At 70.8% G+C, this 13,954-nt stretch carries 12 protein-coding genes; 7 read left to right on the top strand and 5 right to left on the bottom strand.

What is annotated here, in order from left to right:
• Positions 1-42 precede the first annotated feature (42 nt).
• Complete coding sequence (locus ABH941_RS25560; RefSeq protein ID WP_370131819.1) at positions 43-1,401, top strand: FAD-dependent oxidoreductase; 1,359 nt, start codon at positions 43-45, stop codon at positions 1,399-1,401.
• 5 nt (positions 1,402-1,406) lie between these two features.
• Here ABH941_RS25560 and ABH941_RS25555 read toward each other — a convergent pair whose 3' ends face one another.
• Positions 1,407-2,198 carry an FAD:protein FMN transferase gene (locus ABH941_RS25555; RefSeq protein WP_370131818.1) on the bottom strand — a complete coding sequence of 264 codons (792 nt, stop codon included), beginning with the start codon at positions 2,196-2,198 and terminating at the stop codon, positions 1,407-1,409.
• Positions 2,199-2,404: 206 nt separating this feature from the next.
• Between ABH941_RS25555 and ABH941_RS25550 the strand changes: the two genes are divergently transcribed.
• Positions 2,405-3,871 carry a glycoside hydrolase family 47 protein gene (locus ABH941_RS25550; RefSeq protein ID WP_370131817.1) on the top strand — a complete coding sequence of 489 codons (1,467 nt, stop codon included), beginning with the start codon at positions 2,405-2,407 and terminating at the stop codon, positions 3,869-3,871.
• Between the two features lie 77 nt (positions 3,872-3,948).
• Positions 3,949-4,860 carry a cation diffusion facilitator family transporter gene (locus tag ABH941_RS25545; RefSeq protein ID WP_370131816.1) on the top strand — a complete coding sequence of 304 codons (912 nt, stop codon included), beginning with the start codon at positions 3,949-3,951 and terminating at the stop codon, positions 4,858-4,860.
• Positions 4,861-4,917: 57 nt separating this feature from the next.
• Here the strand turns inward: ABH941_RS25545 and ABH941_RS25540 are convergent, their stop codons facing one another.
• Positions 4,918-5,400 carry a universal stress protein gene (locus ABH941_RS25540; protein ID WP_370131815.1) on the bottom strand — a complete coding sequence of 161 codons (483 nt, stop codon included), beginning with the start codon at positions 5,398-5,400 and terminating at the stop codon, positions 4,918-4,920.
• A 95-nt stretch (positions 5,401-5,495) separates the two neighbouring features.
• On the opposite strand from ABH941_RS25540, the gene ABH941_RS25535 reads away from it, so the two are divergent.
• On the top strand, positions 5,496-6,281 hold the full coding sequence (locus ABH941_RS25535; protein WP_370131814.1) for a serine protease: 786 nt from the start codon (positions 5,496-5,498) through the stop codon (positions 6,279-6,281).
• 16 nt (positions 6,282-6,297) lie between these two features.
• Here ABH941_RS25535 and ABH941_RS25530 read toward each other — a convergent pair whose 3' ends face one another.
• On the bottom strand, positions 6,298-7,224 hold the full coding sequence (locus tag ABH941_RS25530) for a DMT family transporter (protein WP_370132058.1): 927 nt from the start codon (positions 7,222-7,224) through the stop codon (positions 6,298-6,300).
• Between the two features lie 117 nt (positions 7,225-7,341).
• On the opposite strand from ABH941_RS25530, the gene ABH941_RS25525 reads away from it, so the two are divergent.
• Together ABH941_RS25525 and ABH941_RS25520 are read left to right on the top strand one after the other, a co-directional pair.
• Positions 7,342-7,725 carry an ArsR/SmtB family transcription factor gene (locus ABH941_RS25525; protein ID WP_370131813.1) on the top strand — a complete coding sequence of 128 codons (384 nt, stop codon included), beginning with the start codon at positions 7,342-7,344 and terminating at the stop codon, positions 7,723-7,725.
• Positions 7,726-7,732: 7 nt separating this feature from the next.
• Positions 7,733-8,368, top strand: coding sequence for a DedA family protein (locus ABH941_RS25520; protein WP_370131812.1), 636 nt, complete (start codon positions 7,733-7,735; stop codon positions 8,366-8,368).
• 48 nt (positions 8,369-8,416) lie between these two features.
• On the opposite strand, the gene lgt is transcribed toward ABH941_RS25520, so the two are convergent.
• Entirely contained in the window at positions 8,417-9,370 is a 954-nt protein-coding gene (gene lgt, locus ABH941_RS25515; RefSeq protein ID WP_370131811.1) for a prolipoprotein diacylglyceryl transferase, read from the bottom strand.
• A gap of 223 nt (positions 9,371-9,593) precedes the next feature.
• Entirely contained in the window at positions 9,594-11,633 is a 2,040-nt protein-coding gene (locus tag ABH941_RS25510; RefSeq protein ID WP_370131810.1) for a glycoside hydrolase family 6 protein, read from the bottom strand.
• 284 nt (positions 11,634-11,917) lie between these two features.
• On the opposite strand from ABH941_RS25510, the gene ABH941_RS25505 reads away from it, so the two are divergent.
• Complete coding sequence (locus tag ABH941_RS25505; RefSeq protein ID WP_370131809.1) at positions 11,918-13,477, top strand: cellulase family glycosylhydrolase; 1,560 nt, start codon at positions 11,918-11,920, stop codon at positions 13,475-13,477.
• Positions 13,478-13,954 lie beyond the last annotated feature (477 nt).

Genomic DNA, 13,954 nt, shown 5'->3' with positions numbered 1-13,954 from the left:
ACATACGACGCACCGTGACGACATTCAGCAAAGGATGACTCCATGGAACGACCTCGGATCCTGGTGGTCGGCGGCGGGTTCGCCGGCGTCGAGTGCGCGCGGAGGCTGGAGCGCAAGCTCGCCCCCGGTGAGGCCGACATCGCCATCGTCGCGCCCTTCAGCTACGAGCTGTACCTGCCCCTGCTGCCGCAGGTGGCCGCCGGGGTGCTGACCCCGCAGTCGGTCGCGGTCTCGCTGCGCCGGATGCTGCACCGGACCCGGATCATCCCCGGCGGCGCGATCGGCGTGGACCCCAGGGCGAAGATCTGCGTGATCAAGAAGATCACCGACGAGATCGTGAACGAGGAGTACGACTACATCGTGCTCGCCCCGGGCAGCGTCACCCGCACCTTCGACATCCCGGGCCTGACCGACCACGCGCGCGGGATGAAGACCCTCGCCGAGGCAGCGTTCGTACGCGACCACGTGATCAGCCAGCTCGACCTGGCCGACTCGGCGACCCACCGGGACGAGCGGATCTCCCGGCTGCAGTTCGTGGTCGTCGGCGGCGGCTACGCGGGCACCGAGACGGCCGCCTGCCTGCAGCGGGTCACCACCTCGGCGGTCAAGCGCTATCCGCGGCTCAACCCCAACCTGATCAAGTGGCATCTGATCGACATCGCCCCCAAGCTGATGCCCGAACTGGGCGACAAGCTCGGCGCCACCGCACTGAACGTCCTGCGCAAGCGCGGGATCGAGGTCTCGCTGGGCGTCTCGGTGGCCGAGGTCGGCGAAGACTCGGTGAAGTTCACCGACGGCCGGGTGATCCCCTCCCGCACCCTGATCTGGACCGCCGGCGTCGCCGCCAGCCCGCTGATCGCCACCCTGGACTCGGAGACCGTCCGCGGCCGCCTGGTGACCACCGCCGAGATGAAGGTCCCGCAGTTCGAGGGGATGTACGCACTCGGCGACGCCGCCGCCGTCCCCGACCTGGCCAAGGGCGACGGCTCGGTCTGCCCGCCCACCGCGCAGCACGCCCAGCGGCAGGGCAAGGTCGTCGCCGACAACGTCGTCGCCGCGCTGCGCGGGCAGGAGGCGAAGCCGTACTTCCACAAGGACCTGGGCCTGGTGGTCGACCTCGGCGGCGCGGACGCGGTGTCCAAGCCGATGGGCGTGGAGCTCACCGGCGTCGCCGCGCAGGGCGTGGCCCGCGGCTACCACCTGATGGCGCTGCGGACCAATGTCGCCAAGGTGCGGGTCATGACCAACTGGCTGCTCAACGCGACCGCCGGGGACGACTTCGTCCGCACCGGCTTCCAGCGCGGCCGCCCGGCGACGCTGCGCGACTTCGAGTACACCGACACCTACCTGACCAAGGACGAGATCAAGGCGCACACGGACGCGCTCAGGGCGCGCCAGTAGGCCTGTCAGGGACGTAGGCCTTCCGGGACGTACGCGGAGAAGCCGGGTGTCCACCACGCCCGGCCTTCCGCGGTGACGGCGAAGCCCTCCAGCCCCGGCTGCGCCTCCAGCCAGTCCCGCCCGGCGGAGCCCATCGCGAAGGCCGTGGTCGCCGCGATGTCCGCGGCGGTCAGCGACTCCCCCACCACCGACACCGACAGCAGCACGCCGGACACCGGCCGTCCGGTGTGCGGGTCCAGGATGTGCGCGCCCCGCTCGGCCGTCCCCGAGGTGGCCAGAGCGATGCCGCTGCCGCGGACCACGGTCGCGAACGCCCCCGGATGCAGCGGATGGGCCACGGCCAGGCTCCAGCCGCGCCCCGGCTCGGGCTCCCCCGCGGTCTGCACGTCCCCGCCGCCGTTCACGCTGTGGTCCGTCGAGCCGGCCTCCAGCAGGATGCGCGAGGCCCGCTCCACCGCCCAGCCCTTGACCACGCCGGAGGGGTCCAGCTCACCCCCCGGACCGCCGGGCCGCACCGAGAAGAACCCGTCGCCCGCCCGCTCCGCCGCCGCGCCCAGCTCCAGCACCTCGGCGACGTCCGGATCGCAGTCATGGACCGTCAGCTCCCCCCGCCCCAGCCGGCTGATCTGGCTGTCCGGACGGTAGGTGGAGAACACCTCGTCCACCCGGTGCAGCCAGGCGACCGCCCGCCGCAGGCCGTCGGCGACCGCGCCGTCGGCGCCGTCCGCGCCCCTGAGGTCGAAAGACACCACGGTGCCCATCACCGGCTCGGCATGGCGCAGCACGTCCCGCTCCATTCCGCCCTCCTGTTCACCGCGTCCACTTCACCGCGTCCACGTGCCCTGACGCTGCGCCAGGGAGCCCAGGCAGTTCACCCCATCAGGTGATAAGACGCCTCCGCCTCAGGGGACATCCTCGCAGCCCAGCCGGGTGGAGCCGGACGCCACGCCGCCTGGCGGCAATGGCAGTCAGGGTACGTTGGCAGGCTTACCGTCCTGTATCCATGCGCCAGAACTCCGCACGACCCCGACCCGCACTCTCCCGACGCGCGCTGCTGGGCACAGCCGTGGCCGGCACCGCGGCCGCCGCACTCCTCCCGGGCACCGCGTCCGCCACCGGCATGGACCACCCCTCGGAGCATCCTGCGGTGCATCCTGCGGACCGTCCCTCGGACGACACCGCCGCGGCCGAGGTGCACACCGAGTTCCTGCACGGCTGGCGCGGCTACACCGACCACGCCTGGGGCTACGACGAGGTCTGCCCGGTGAGCCGTCGCCACCACGACTTCTTCGCCCCCGGGCACACCTTCGGACTGTCCATCGTGGAGGCGCTGGACACCCTCTACCTGATGGGCGAGGACGACGAACTGGCCCGCGGCTGCGACTGGATCGACGCGAATCTGGACCCCGTCCAGAACGTGTCGGTCGAAGTCTTCGAATCGATCATCCGGCTGGTCGGCGGGCTGCTCGCGGGCTACCTGGCGACCGGCAGGCCCAGCCTGCTGGACCGTGTCGGGGAGCTCGCCGACCGGCTGCTGCCCGCCTTCACCAAGTCGCCGACCGGCATCCCGTACAGCCATGTCAATCTGCGCACCGGCGCGGTCTCCGGCACCATGGTGGCGCTGGCCCAGGCCTGCACCAATGTCATGGAGTTCGGCCTGCTGTCCGACCTCACCGGCGACGGCCGCTACTACGACGTAGCGACGCGCGCCTACCAGGCCGTCGTCTCCCGTCGCAGCTCGCTGGGGCTGCTGGGGTCGACCATCCACACCGAGACCGGCCGCTGGATCGACGTCACCTCCGTCGCGCCCAACCCGCCGGTCGACTCCTTCTACGAGTACCTGTGGAGCGGCTCGGTCCTGCTCGGCGACCCCCAACTGGGGTCCTGGTACCGGGAGCTGACCGCCGCGATCATGAGACACCAGCCGGTGTCCGTCGGCGGCCGGCTGTGGTTCAGATCCGTCGACTCGGCCACCGGCCGGCCCGTCGGCGCTGCCGCCCAGTCCGAACTGGGCTCCTTCTACGCCGGACTGCTGGCCAAGGGCGGCGATCTGACGCATGGTCAGGCGTACTTCCGGACCTGGTCGGACGTTCTCGCCCGGTACCCGGTGCTGCCGGAGACGGTGGACCCGGCCACCCTGGCGGCCGTCGACAAGGGCAGCCAGCTGCGCCCCGAGTACGCCAACGCCGCGCTCGACCTGTGGCGGCTGACCGGGGACGACGGGTACAAGGACGCCGCCTACCGCCTCTTCGCCGGCAGCCGGGCCAACCAGCGGGTGGCCGAGGGGTACACCGTCTCCGGTGATGTGACGGTGCGTGGGATGCTCCCGGGCGACCTCACGCCGGCCTACTGGTTCGCCGAGAACATGAAGTACCAGTGGCTGCTCTTCTCCGGCACGCCCCGGTTCGACTACCAGAACGGCATCCTCTCCACCGAGGGCAAGGTCCTGTCGGGCCTGCTGCACGGATAGGCCTGCTGCACGGATAGGCTTCCTGCTCGGGCTGGGTTAGAGCGCGGTAAGAACAGTCGAGGGGACAGCGGGGAAGCATGAGTGCAAGCGGCGGTAGCAGGGCGATCGTGGCGGCGCTGGGGGCGAATCTGGCGATCGCGCTGGCGAAGTTCGTGGCGTTCGCCTTCAGCGGGTCCTCCTCGATGCTCGCGGAGGGCGTGCACTCGGTCGCCGACTCCGGCAACCAGGCGCTGCTGCTGCTCGGCGGACGCAGGGCGAAACGGGCCGCGACCGAGGAGCACCCCTTCGGCTACGGCCGGGAGCGCTTTGTCTACGCCTTCCTGGTCGCCATCGTGCTGTTCAGCGTCGGCGGCCTGTTCGCGCTGTACGAGGGGGTCGAGAAGGTCCGGCACCCGCACTCGCTGGACCACTGGTACTGGCCGGTGGGCGTGCTGCTGTTCTCGATCGTCGCGGAGGGGTACTCCTTCCGCACCGCGGTGAAGGAGTCCGGGGAACTGCGCGGCTCGCAGAGCTGGGTGCAGTTCATCCGCCGGGCCAAGGCGCCCGAGCTGCCGATCGTGCTGCTGGAGGACTTCGGCGCGCTGATCGGCCTGGTCCTGGCGCTGTTCGGGGTGGGGCTGAGTCTGGCCACCGGCGACGGCGTCTGGGACGGCGTGGGCACGCTCTGCATCGGCGCCCTGCTGGTCTGCATCGCGGTGGTGCTCGGCATCGAGACCAAGAGCCTGCTGCTCGGCGAGGGTGCGGGCGCGGCCGACAACGCCTCGATCCGCGCGGCCCTGGTGGACGGGGACGTGGTGACCGGGGTGATCCATATGCGCACGCTCTACCTGGGTCCCGAGGAACTGCTGGTGGCGGCCAAGATCGCGGTGCAGCACGACGACACCGCCGCCGAGGTGGCCCGGGCCATCGACGCGGCCGAGGCCCGGATCAGGGCCGCCGTGCCGATCGCCCGGGTGATCTACCTGGAGCCGGACATCCGGCGGGCCTGACGGGTTCGGTCCAGGCCGGCGCGGCCGGCGCGGCGGGTTTCCGGCCGGCGCGGCCGGTTACGGCACCACCGTGACCGGCCAGCGGCCCGCCTTCACCAGCCGTACCGCCACCGACCCGAGGATGCGGTGGCCGGCCTTCTCCGAGGCGCCGATGACCACCGCGTCGGCCTTCAGCCGGTCGGCGTGCTCGACGATTCCCGCGTAGGCGTCGCCGGGCGCGGTGTGGAACTCCCAGCGGATGCTCCGGCCGTGGCTGCCCTGGTCGACGCCCTCGCGGATCTGCCGCTCCAGGTCCGCGGCGACCTCGCGCCCGGCCTGGTTGATGGCGACGCCCACGTCCGCGCCGCCCATGGTGCCGATCGGCTGTATGTAGACCAGGGCCAGCAGCGACCCCTGCCGGCGGGCCAGCCCGGCCGCGTATGCGGCCGCGCGCAGGGACGAGTCCGAACCGTCCAGTCCGGCGACGATCACGGAGGGACCGTCGGTCCCCAGCTCGAACATACGGGCTCCCTGTTCTCGGCTCACGCGGGTACTCAGCATTATGCCGTCCGGCCGGGGCGCAGACTTGTACGATTCTCAACAATTCCTCATCCAGCCGCCGACCTGCAGCTGAGTACTTCTGGGAACGTATGGGTGTGAGGGTTCTCCGACCGCGATCCGCCGCCCGCTGGGGCGTGGCCGTACTGGCCTGGCTGCTGGTGATGGCCGGCGGCAGCGCCACGGCCGCGGTCGGGGCCACGCAGGGGCCGGGCAGCAGCAGTGCGGCCGCGGTCAACGCGCAGTCGGCGCGGGTGGGCGCGCTGTTCACCGACAGCAGCATGAGCGACCACTACTGCTCGGCGAGCGTGGTGGACAGCCCGGGCGGCGACATCATCGTCACCGCCGCGCACTGCCTGTCCACCGACCCCGGCACCACTGTCTTCGTCCCCGGCTACCGCAACGGCACGGCGCCGTACGGGGAGTGGAAGCTGGTCGGCGTCGTCGAGGACCCCCGCTGGACCGCCGACACGGACTCCGACCTCGATGTGGCCTTCGCCGTGGTCGCCCCGCTGAAAGGCCGTCAACTCCAGCAGGTGGTAGGGGCGAACCGGCTGGTAACCGACCCCGGCGTGGGCGACGGCACCCCGGTCGCGGTGACCCTCACCGGCTATCGGGAGGACGAGGACGCGCCGATCACCTGCAGCAACATCGCAAGCCGGTTCACCAGCACCCAACTGCGGGTCGTCTGCGCCGACTTCACCGACGGCACCAGCGGCAGCCCCTGGGTCGTGGCCGGCCCCGGCGGCACCGCCGGGATCGCGGGCGTCATCGGCGGCTTCGAGCAGGGCGGCTACACCGCGGGCATCTCCTACAGCAGCTACTTCGACCAGGACACGCTGACGCTCTATCAGCAGGCGGTACGCTCCGCCGGCCTGTCGTGAGGTCGGCTTGAAAAGGTCAGGCCGTCTCGGAGACGTCCACCGAGGCTTCCGACGACCCCGACTCGGACTCCGGCTGTGCGCCCTCGGCGGGCACGCCGGTCCCGGACTGCAACCGGGACAGGCCGACCACGCCCAGCAGCACCAGCCCGACCCCGAAGATCTCCGGCAGCAGCCACCAGCCGGCCCGTACCGACTCGGAGTAGAGCGTCACCCCGAGCGAGAGGCTGATCAGCGCGTCGCCCAGGGTCAGCGCGGGCTGGGAGGCCACCAGCGGACCCGCCTGCATGGCGTTCTCCAGCAGGAACAGCGCGCAGACGCCGACCGCCGCGAAGGCGTAGGTCTGCCAGGCGGTGAAGAACGCCCCGACGCCGCCGTGGTCCAGGGTGTCGGTGGCGGACTTCATCAGGGCCGCGGTGAGGGCGTAGCCAATCGCCGCAGCCGTGCCCAGGCAGGCGGCGCGGGCCCGACCCACCGGCCGCTTCAGCGCCGCGCCGGCGAGCAGCACCATCATTCCGCCGCAGCAGACCAGCGCCAGCAGCCACAGCGCGGCCGGCGGCTGCAGCTCCCCGCCGCTGGGCGAGGCCGCGGCCAGCGCGGTGCCCAGGCCCACCACGATGCAGGCTACGGACAGCCAGCCGCGCCGCACCATCGGCTTGCGGAAGACCAGACCGGAGATCAGCAGGGCGAAGGGCAGTTCCAGCACGAAGATCGGCTGGACCACCGCCAGCGGGCCGGTGACCAGCGCCAGGCCCTGGAAGACCGCGGCGAAGACCACGCCGAGGATGCCGAAGAACCAGATCGGGGTGCGCAGCAGGTCCCACATCAGCTGCAGCTGGAACCCGTCCGACTGCGGGACGATCAGTGCGGCCCGCCGCTGGAGTACCGTGCCCAGCGCATTGCTCACGGCGGCGAGCACGGCGAAGACCACCGACAGTGTTGCCATCAACGACACGGCCCTCCCCCTCCTTCACAGCGCCCGGCCGACACCCATCGGTACACGGCTCGATGCTACCGGCAGTCTTGGAACCACCGGTGATATGCCACTGAGTACGATGTGAGCATGGGCCAGCCTAATGACCAGGGCGATCAGCGCACCGGGCGCCTCGACGCGGCTGCCGCCGCCCGGGTGGCCGGAACCCTGCAGGCCCTGGCGACGCCCTCGCGGCTGCTGATCCTGGCCCGGCTGCGCGAGGGCGCCTGCGCGGCCACCGAGCTGGCCGCCGAGGTGGGCCTGGAGCAGTCGGCCTGCTCGCACCAGCTGCGGGTGTTGCGCGAGCAGGGCCTGGTGGTGGGCGAGCGGCGCGGGCGCAGCGTGGTCTACGCCCTCTACGACTCCCATGTGGCCGCGCTGCTGGACCAGGCCGTGCACCATGTGGAGCATCTGCACCAGGAGCACGCGCGGCCCGCGAGCCTCGGCCTGTCCTCCGTCCCCGGCCTCCTATGATGGCGTGATGCAGGCGATCACCGACTGGCTGCTGCACCTGTCAGGGCCTCTGGTCTACCTGATTGTCGCCGCGCTGGTGTTCACCGAGGACGCCCTCTTCTTCGGCTTCGTGCTGCCCGGCGAGACCGCCGTGGTCATCGGCGGGGTGATCGCGAGCGCGCACAACGGGGTGAACCTGCCCGCGATGATGGCAGTGGTGGTGCTCGCCGCGGTGACCGGCGACTCGGTGGGGTACGAGGTCGGCCGGCGCTTCGGCCCCGCGCTGCTGTCCACCCGGCTCGCCGTGAGGTACCACGACCGGATCGAGCGCTCGCGCGCCTTCATGCGCGACAAGGGCCCGGCCGCGGTGTTCCTCGGCCGCTTCGTAGCCCTGTTCCGGGCCATGGTCCCGGCGCTGGCCGGACTCTCCCAGCTGCCGTACCGGCGGTTCCTGCTGTTCAACGCGGCGGGCGGGCTGCTCTGGGGTGTCGGCTACACCCTGCTCGGCTTCCTGGCCGGGGCGGCCTACGCGAAGACCGCGCAGACCGTGGGGACGGTGGCTGCGGGCGTCGTCGGCGGGATCGTGGCGATCGCCCTGTGCGTCTGGCTCTGGCGCCGGCACCACCGCACGCCCCCCGGCGGGGAAGCCGACTCCGAGAGCTGAGGCGTGGCGCTCGCAAGCGCCACGCCTCCGTCGGTGCTCGTTCGAGGATCAGACCCGGGGGGTGTGCTTCTCGGGGTTGTCCGCCGTCTCGGCTGCGGCATCGTCCGCCGGCTCGTCCTCCGACTCGGCCGGTTCCGCTTCGTCCGCCGTCGCGTCGTCCTGGGCCGGTCCCTCGGGTACCAGCCGGGACCGGCCCAGGCGGTTCTCCGGTTCGGGGCGGTTGCGGGAGACGATCAGATAGCCGACGGCGGCCACGAAGCAGATCAGCGAGGTCCAGTCGTTGAGCCGCAGGCCGAGGAAGTGGTTGGCGTGGTCGGTGCGCAGCGACTCGATCCAGCCGCGGCCCGCCGTGTAGCAGGCCACGTAGAGCGCGAACAGCCGTGCGGAGTGGAAGTTCCAGCGGCGGTCCGCGTAGAGCAGCAGCGCGACACAGGCCAGGTCCCACAGCGACTCGTAGAGGAAGGTCGGCTGGAACACGCCGTGGGCGAGCTGGCCGTTGGCGTCGGTGTAGGTGATCTTGAGACCCCAGGGCAGCGTGGTGGGGTCGCCGTAGAGTTCCTGGTTGAAGTAGTTGCCCCAGCGGCCGATCGCCTGGGCCAGGATCAGCCCCGGCGCGAGCGCGTCGGCGAAGGCCGCCAGCGGGACGCCGCGGCGGCGGCAGCCGATCCAGGCGCCGAGCGCGCCCAGCGCCACCGCTCCCCAGATGCCGAGGCCGCCGTCCCAGATGTAGAGGGCGCGGATCGGCTGCTCACCGGACTTGAAGTAGAGCTCCGGGTCGGTGATCACGTGGTAGAGCCGACCGCCGACGATGCCGAACGGAACCGCCCACAGGGTGATGTCCACGACGTCGTCGGGGTTGCCGCCGAGCTTGACCCAGCGGCGCCGGGTCAGCCACAGGGCGGCGGCGATGCCGACGATGATGCACAGCGCGTACGCGCGGATCGGCAGCGGGCCGATGTGCCAGACGCCCTGCGACGGGCTGGGGATGTACGCGAGTTCCATCAGGGCCGATTCCCTTGAGGCCGGGCGGGTGGGGGCCTCCCGCAGCTGTGCCGGTCTGTGCTTGTGCGGCCCCACATTACATCCGCCGGGAAACGGTTCGGCCATCCGCGTGATCATGGCGCGCACGGGTTTCGCGCCCGCCCCCGTGGGGTGGTGCGGCGCGGCCCGGGGAGTGGGCCGCGCCGCAGTCTGCCGGAGCAGTCCGGTTACTCGATCGGCTCGGTCAGCTCGCGGTGCAGGTGAGCGTCGGAGCGGTGTTGGTGCCGGAGTAGGTCGCCCCGAAGCCGAAGCTGGTGTTGCCTCCGGCGGCGATCACATTGTTGTAGGGCTCGTTGGCCGCGGTCACGGCCGACCCGGAGTGGCTGTAGACGGCGTTCCACATGCTGGAGACGGTCTGGTTGCCGCCCCAGGTCCAGGTGACGGTCCAGGACTTGGTGGCGCTGGTCCCGGTGTTGGTGACCGTGACATTGGCGTTGAAGCCGGAGCCCCAGTCACTGCTGACGCTGTAGCTCGCGGTGCAGCCGCTGCCGGCGCCGCCTCCGCCGCCGCTGGAGGCGGAGGTGGTGCCGGTGACCGTCGCGGAGGAGGCCGAGACATTGCCCGCCGCATCCTGGGCGGTCACGTGGTAGCTGTACGCGGTCGAGGCCGTCAGCCCGGTGTCCGTGTACGAGGTCGTGGTCACCGTGGCGACCTTGGTCGATCCCCGGTAGACCGCGTAGCCGGTGACGCCCACATTGTCCGTGGAGGCCGTCCAGGTCAGCGACACACTGCTGCTGGTCGTCCCACTCACCGCCAGGTTGGTGGGGGCCGACGGCGGAGTGGTGTCGCCGCCGCCGCTGGAGCTGCCGAGCGCCGGGTAGGAGTTGGCGACCAGTTGCTGGAACTGGGCCGCGAACCAGTTGCCGGCCGGGATGTCGTAGCCGGGGATGGCGTCGGTCGGGTAGGTGTTGCCGTTGCCGTCGGTCTGGGTGCCGCTGGGGTCGCAGTGCGGATCGCCGTGGGTGTGCGTACCGCTCGGGTAGTCACCGTCGGACTCGCCCGGGGGCTTGATCCAGACGTAGGCGATGATCGGGTCGCTCGACCCGTACGGCTGCGCGGTCGGGCGCGAGCCGATGCCGGCGCCGTTGACGTTGCACCAGTCGCCGCGGAACGGCCGCTTGTCGACCTTGTTCGCGGTCACGTAGGAATTGACGTCGGTCGGCGACGAGTTCAGCGCGGTGGGACGGGACGAGCCGCCCCAACCGTTGCGGGAGGTGTCGATGAGCATCCCGACGGTGCTGGGGAAGCCGGCCGAGACCATCGAGGCGTGCATCGCCTCGTCATAGGTGTGCTCGTCGAAATACGGGTTGTACTGGTAGAAGTTGGCCGAGTCCAGCGGCTGCCCGCCCACCTGGAGCGTGGAGTTGGGCAGGAAGGGCTCGTCGGTGGGGGTGGTGTTCGCGGTGTCGCTGATGAAGCCGTCCACGCTGGCCACGCCCGCGGTCGTGGCCTTGGCCACCTTGGCGAACTCCTGGGCGGCCGGGCCCATGTTGCTGGACCAGCCGAGCCAGCCGGAGTGGCCGATGTCCAGGTAGGTGTAGACGTTGGGGATGGCGTGCAGCTTGTTCAGGGTGTACTCGACACCGGTCTCGTAGTACGGGGTGGCCGTCGCGCAGGCCGTCTTGCTCTGGTTGGTGACCGCGTTGGGCAGTGAGTCGGGCTCGATGATCGTGGAGATCCGCAGGTTGCTGTAGGTGCTGGTGCCGAGCAGCGCGGCGATCGGGTCGACGTACTGGGACTCGTACTCGGTGAGGCCGGCCGCCGTGGCCGGGATCTCGCCGTTGGAGGCCAGCGCGGCGCAGTCACGGCCGGGGAGGTCGTAGATCACCACCTCGAACAGCACCGGCGTGGAACTCCCGGCGGCCTGCGTCTCGGCCTTGTCGAGCTGCGCCTTGAGGCCGAGGTGGGTGCTGTCGCCGGCGATGGCGCCGATGTGGTCCATCCAGATGGCGGTCTGGTAGCTCGCGACCTTCGCCTCGGCCGTGCCGGTGGTCCCGCCGTCCGCGGTGGCCTGGGCGTTGACCTCGGAGACGTAGTCCGGGTTGAGGTACGGAGTGGAGCCGAGGTAGGGGTTGGCGACGTGGGTGACCGCCGCGTGAGCCGACTGCGAGGCAGCGACGGGGACGAGCATGGCCGCGCCGAGGGCGGCCGCTGCGGCGGCTGCTCGGAAGCGGGCGAGCGGGCGGGCGGGTGGAGGGGCGGGAGGACGGGCGGGATGTGACACTTCACGGTCCTTTCGGGTGGGTGGATCGTGATCAACTACCGGTCCGGTACCGGGTGAACGGAGTGGGAGCGCTCCCATTCGAAGCAGGCTTACGACTCCTGCCGACGGCGGCAACCAGTGGGAGCGCTCCCGATAGTCCGGCGGTTCTGACGGCGCGTCAAGCCCCTTGACGATGAGCAGAAATTTCTTGCTGTGGGACTGCCGTGAACGCAGTCCATCCGCTACCTTGACGCCCGGCAGCCAGTGAGAGCACCCCACCCACCCAACAGAATCGGGTGCTCCCCATGCGATCCCGCACCACACTCCTCCTCGGCACGGCCGCCGCCGTAGCCGGATTCGCCGCGGCACTGCTGCCGCTGGCCGCGTCCAGCGCCGCGGCCACCGCCCTGTCGTGCAGCGTCAGTTACTCGGTCACCAACGACTGGGGCAGCGGATTCACCGCCGCCGCGACCATCACCGACACCGGCGGCGCGGCCGTCCAGCCCTGGACACTGACCTACACCACCACCGGCAACCAGACCCTGCAGAGCGGCTGGAACGGCACCTGGTCCCAGTCCGGCCACACCGTCACCGTCGCCGCACCCAGCTGGAGCACCGGCATCGCGGCGGGCGGCTCCTTCACGACCAACGCCAACTTCGGCTACTCGGGCGCCAATTCGGCGCCGACCGGCTTCGCGGTGAACGGCGTGGCCTGCGGGCCGACGACCTCGCCGACGCCGTCCCCGACTTCGTCCCCGACGACCGCTCCACCCACGACGGCGCCGCCGACCACGGCACCGCCCACCACCGCACCGCCCACCACCGCACCGCCGACGACCACGCCGCCCGGCGGAGCCGCACCCGCCCTGCATGTCTCCGGCAACAAGCTGGTGAACGCGAGCGGCAGCACGGTCACCCTGCACGGAGTGAACCGCTCCGGCGCGGAGTTCGCCTGCGTACAGGGGACGGGCCTCTTCGACGGGCCCGTCGACCAGACCTCCGTTGCGGCGATGGCCAGTTGGCACATCAACGCCGTACGGGTGCCGCTGAACGAGGACTGCTGGCTCGGTGAGTCCAACGTCCTGGCCGCCTACTCGGGCGCGAACTACATCAACGCGATCAAGAGCTACGTCTCACTGCTGCACCAGAACGGCCTGGTCGCCATCCTGGACCTGCACTGGACCGACGGCGTCTACAGCGGCAACTCCTCCGGCTGCTCCAGCGCCACGGCGACCTGCCAGAAGCCGATGCCGGACGCAGCCGGGGCAATACCGTTCTGGACCTCGGTCGCCAACACCTTCAAGGGCGACAACTCGACGGTCTTCGACCTGTTCAACGAGCCCTACCCGGACCGCGCGACCAGCACCACCGCCCAGGCCTGGACCTGCTGGCGGGACGGCGGGACCTGCTCCGGCATCAACTACCAGGTCGCGGGCATGCAGTCGATGGTGAACGCGGTGCGCAGCACCGGCGCGAGCAATGTGCTGATGCTCGGCGGGCTCGCCTACTCCAACGACCTCACCCAGTGGCTGCCCTACGAGCCGACCGACCCGGACCACAACCTGGCCGCCTCATGGCACTCGTACAACTTCAACACCTGCAGCAGCAGCTCCTGCTGGAGCAGCCAGATCTCCCCGGTGCTGGCCCAGGTCCCGCTGGTGACGGGCGAGCTGGGCGAGAGCGACTGCGCCCACGGCTACCTGGACACCCTGCTGCCCTGGCTGGACAACGCCGGCGCCTCCTACCTGGCCTGGACCTGGAACACCTGGGACTGCTCCTCCGGCCCGTCCCTCATCAGCGCCTACGACGGCACCGCAACCGCCTACGGCGCGGGGTTCAAGGCGCATCTGGCGGGGCTGAGGTAGGGGCGGGGGCGGGGCTCGGGGGAGGCGGGACGCCGCAATCCGCCCCGGACCCGCCGGGCGACCGAGCCCCCGTCCCGACCCCGCCCCCGACGTGCGCGTTCGCTCCCGCTGACCCACCATCACCTCCATGGGGCACGCCGCTCCGTGCCTGGCCGGGGTGGCTCGCTCCGCTCGCTGGCCAACCACGAGGAGCGGGGAGGGTGGTGGGGCGTGCGTTGCCGGGCGGCGCGCCGGTGCCCTCCCGGGCGAGGAGTGAAGAACCCTTTCGCCAGGTGGGCTGCCCGGTTTTCGGGTCACTCACCCTACTTTTGGGTCACTCATTCGACGGATACTGCCCGTTATGTCCGATATAGCGTCAGATCAGTGACCCGAAAGTAGGGTGAGTGACAGTGATGATGTTCTCGGTGATGCTTCTGGTGGGTCTGACTCGCTAAGTGACTGACGCTTCGGCTGTCCTGTTGGGGATGTGTCGGCCTG

The organism is Streptacidiphilus sp. EB103A (assembly GCF_041261405.1).
GTDB lineage: Bacteria > Actinomycetota > Actinomycetes > Streptomycetales > Streptomycetaceae > Streptacidiphilus.
This window is presented reverse-complemented; position numbering and strand designations above follow the sequence as displayed.

Bases quoted from the DNA above. Each gene is read 5' to 3' on its own strand.
- ABH941_RS25505 (WP_370131809.1), top strand. From the start codon at position 11,918: ATGCGATCCCGCACCACACTCCTCCTCGGCACGGCCGCCGCCGTAGCC.
- ABH941_RS25525 (WP_370131813.1), top strand. From the start codon at position 7,342: ATGGGCCAGCCTAATGACCAGGGCGATCAGCGCACCGGGCGCCTCGAC.
- ABH941_RS25520 (WP_370131812.1), top strand. From the start codon at position 7,733: ATGCAGGCGATCACCGACTGGCTGCTGCACCTGTCAGGGCCTCTGGTC.
- ABH941_RS25545 (WP_370131816.1), top strand. From the start codon at position 3,949: ATGAGTGCAAGCGGCGGTAGCAGGGCGATCGTGGCGGCGCTGGGGGCG.
- ABH941_RS25550 (WP_370131817.1), top strand. From the start codon at position 2,405: ATGCGCCAGAACTCCGCACGACCCCGACCCGCACTCTCCCGACGCGCG.
- ABH941_RS25530 (WP_370132058.1), bottom strand. From the start codon at position 7,224: ATGGCAACACTGTCGGTGGTCTTCGCCGTGCTCGCCGCCGTGAGCAAT.
- ABH941_RS25540 (WP_370131815.1), bottom strand. From the start codon at position 5,400: ATGCTGAGTACCCGCGTGAGCCGAGAACAGGGAGCCCGTATGTTCGAG.
- lgt (WP_370131811.1), bottom strand. From the start codon at position 9,370: ATGGAACTCGCGTACATCCCCAGCCCGTCGCAGGGCGTCTGGCACATC.
- ABH941_RS25555 (WP_370131818.1), bottom strand. From the start codon at position 2,198: ATGGAGCGGGACGTGCTGCGCCATGCCGAGCCGGTGATGGGCACCGTG.
- ABH941_RS25560 (WP_370131819.1), top strand. From the start codon at position 43: ATGGAACGACCTCGGATCCTGGTGGTCGGCGGCGGGTTCGCCGGCGTC.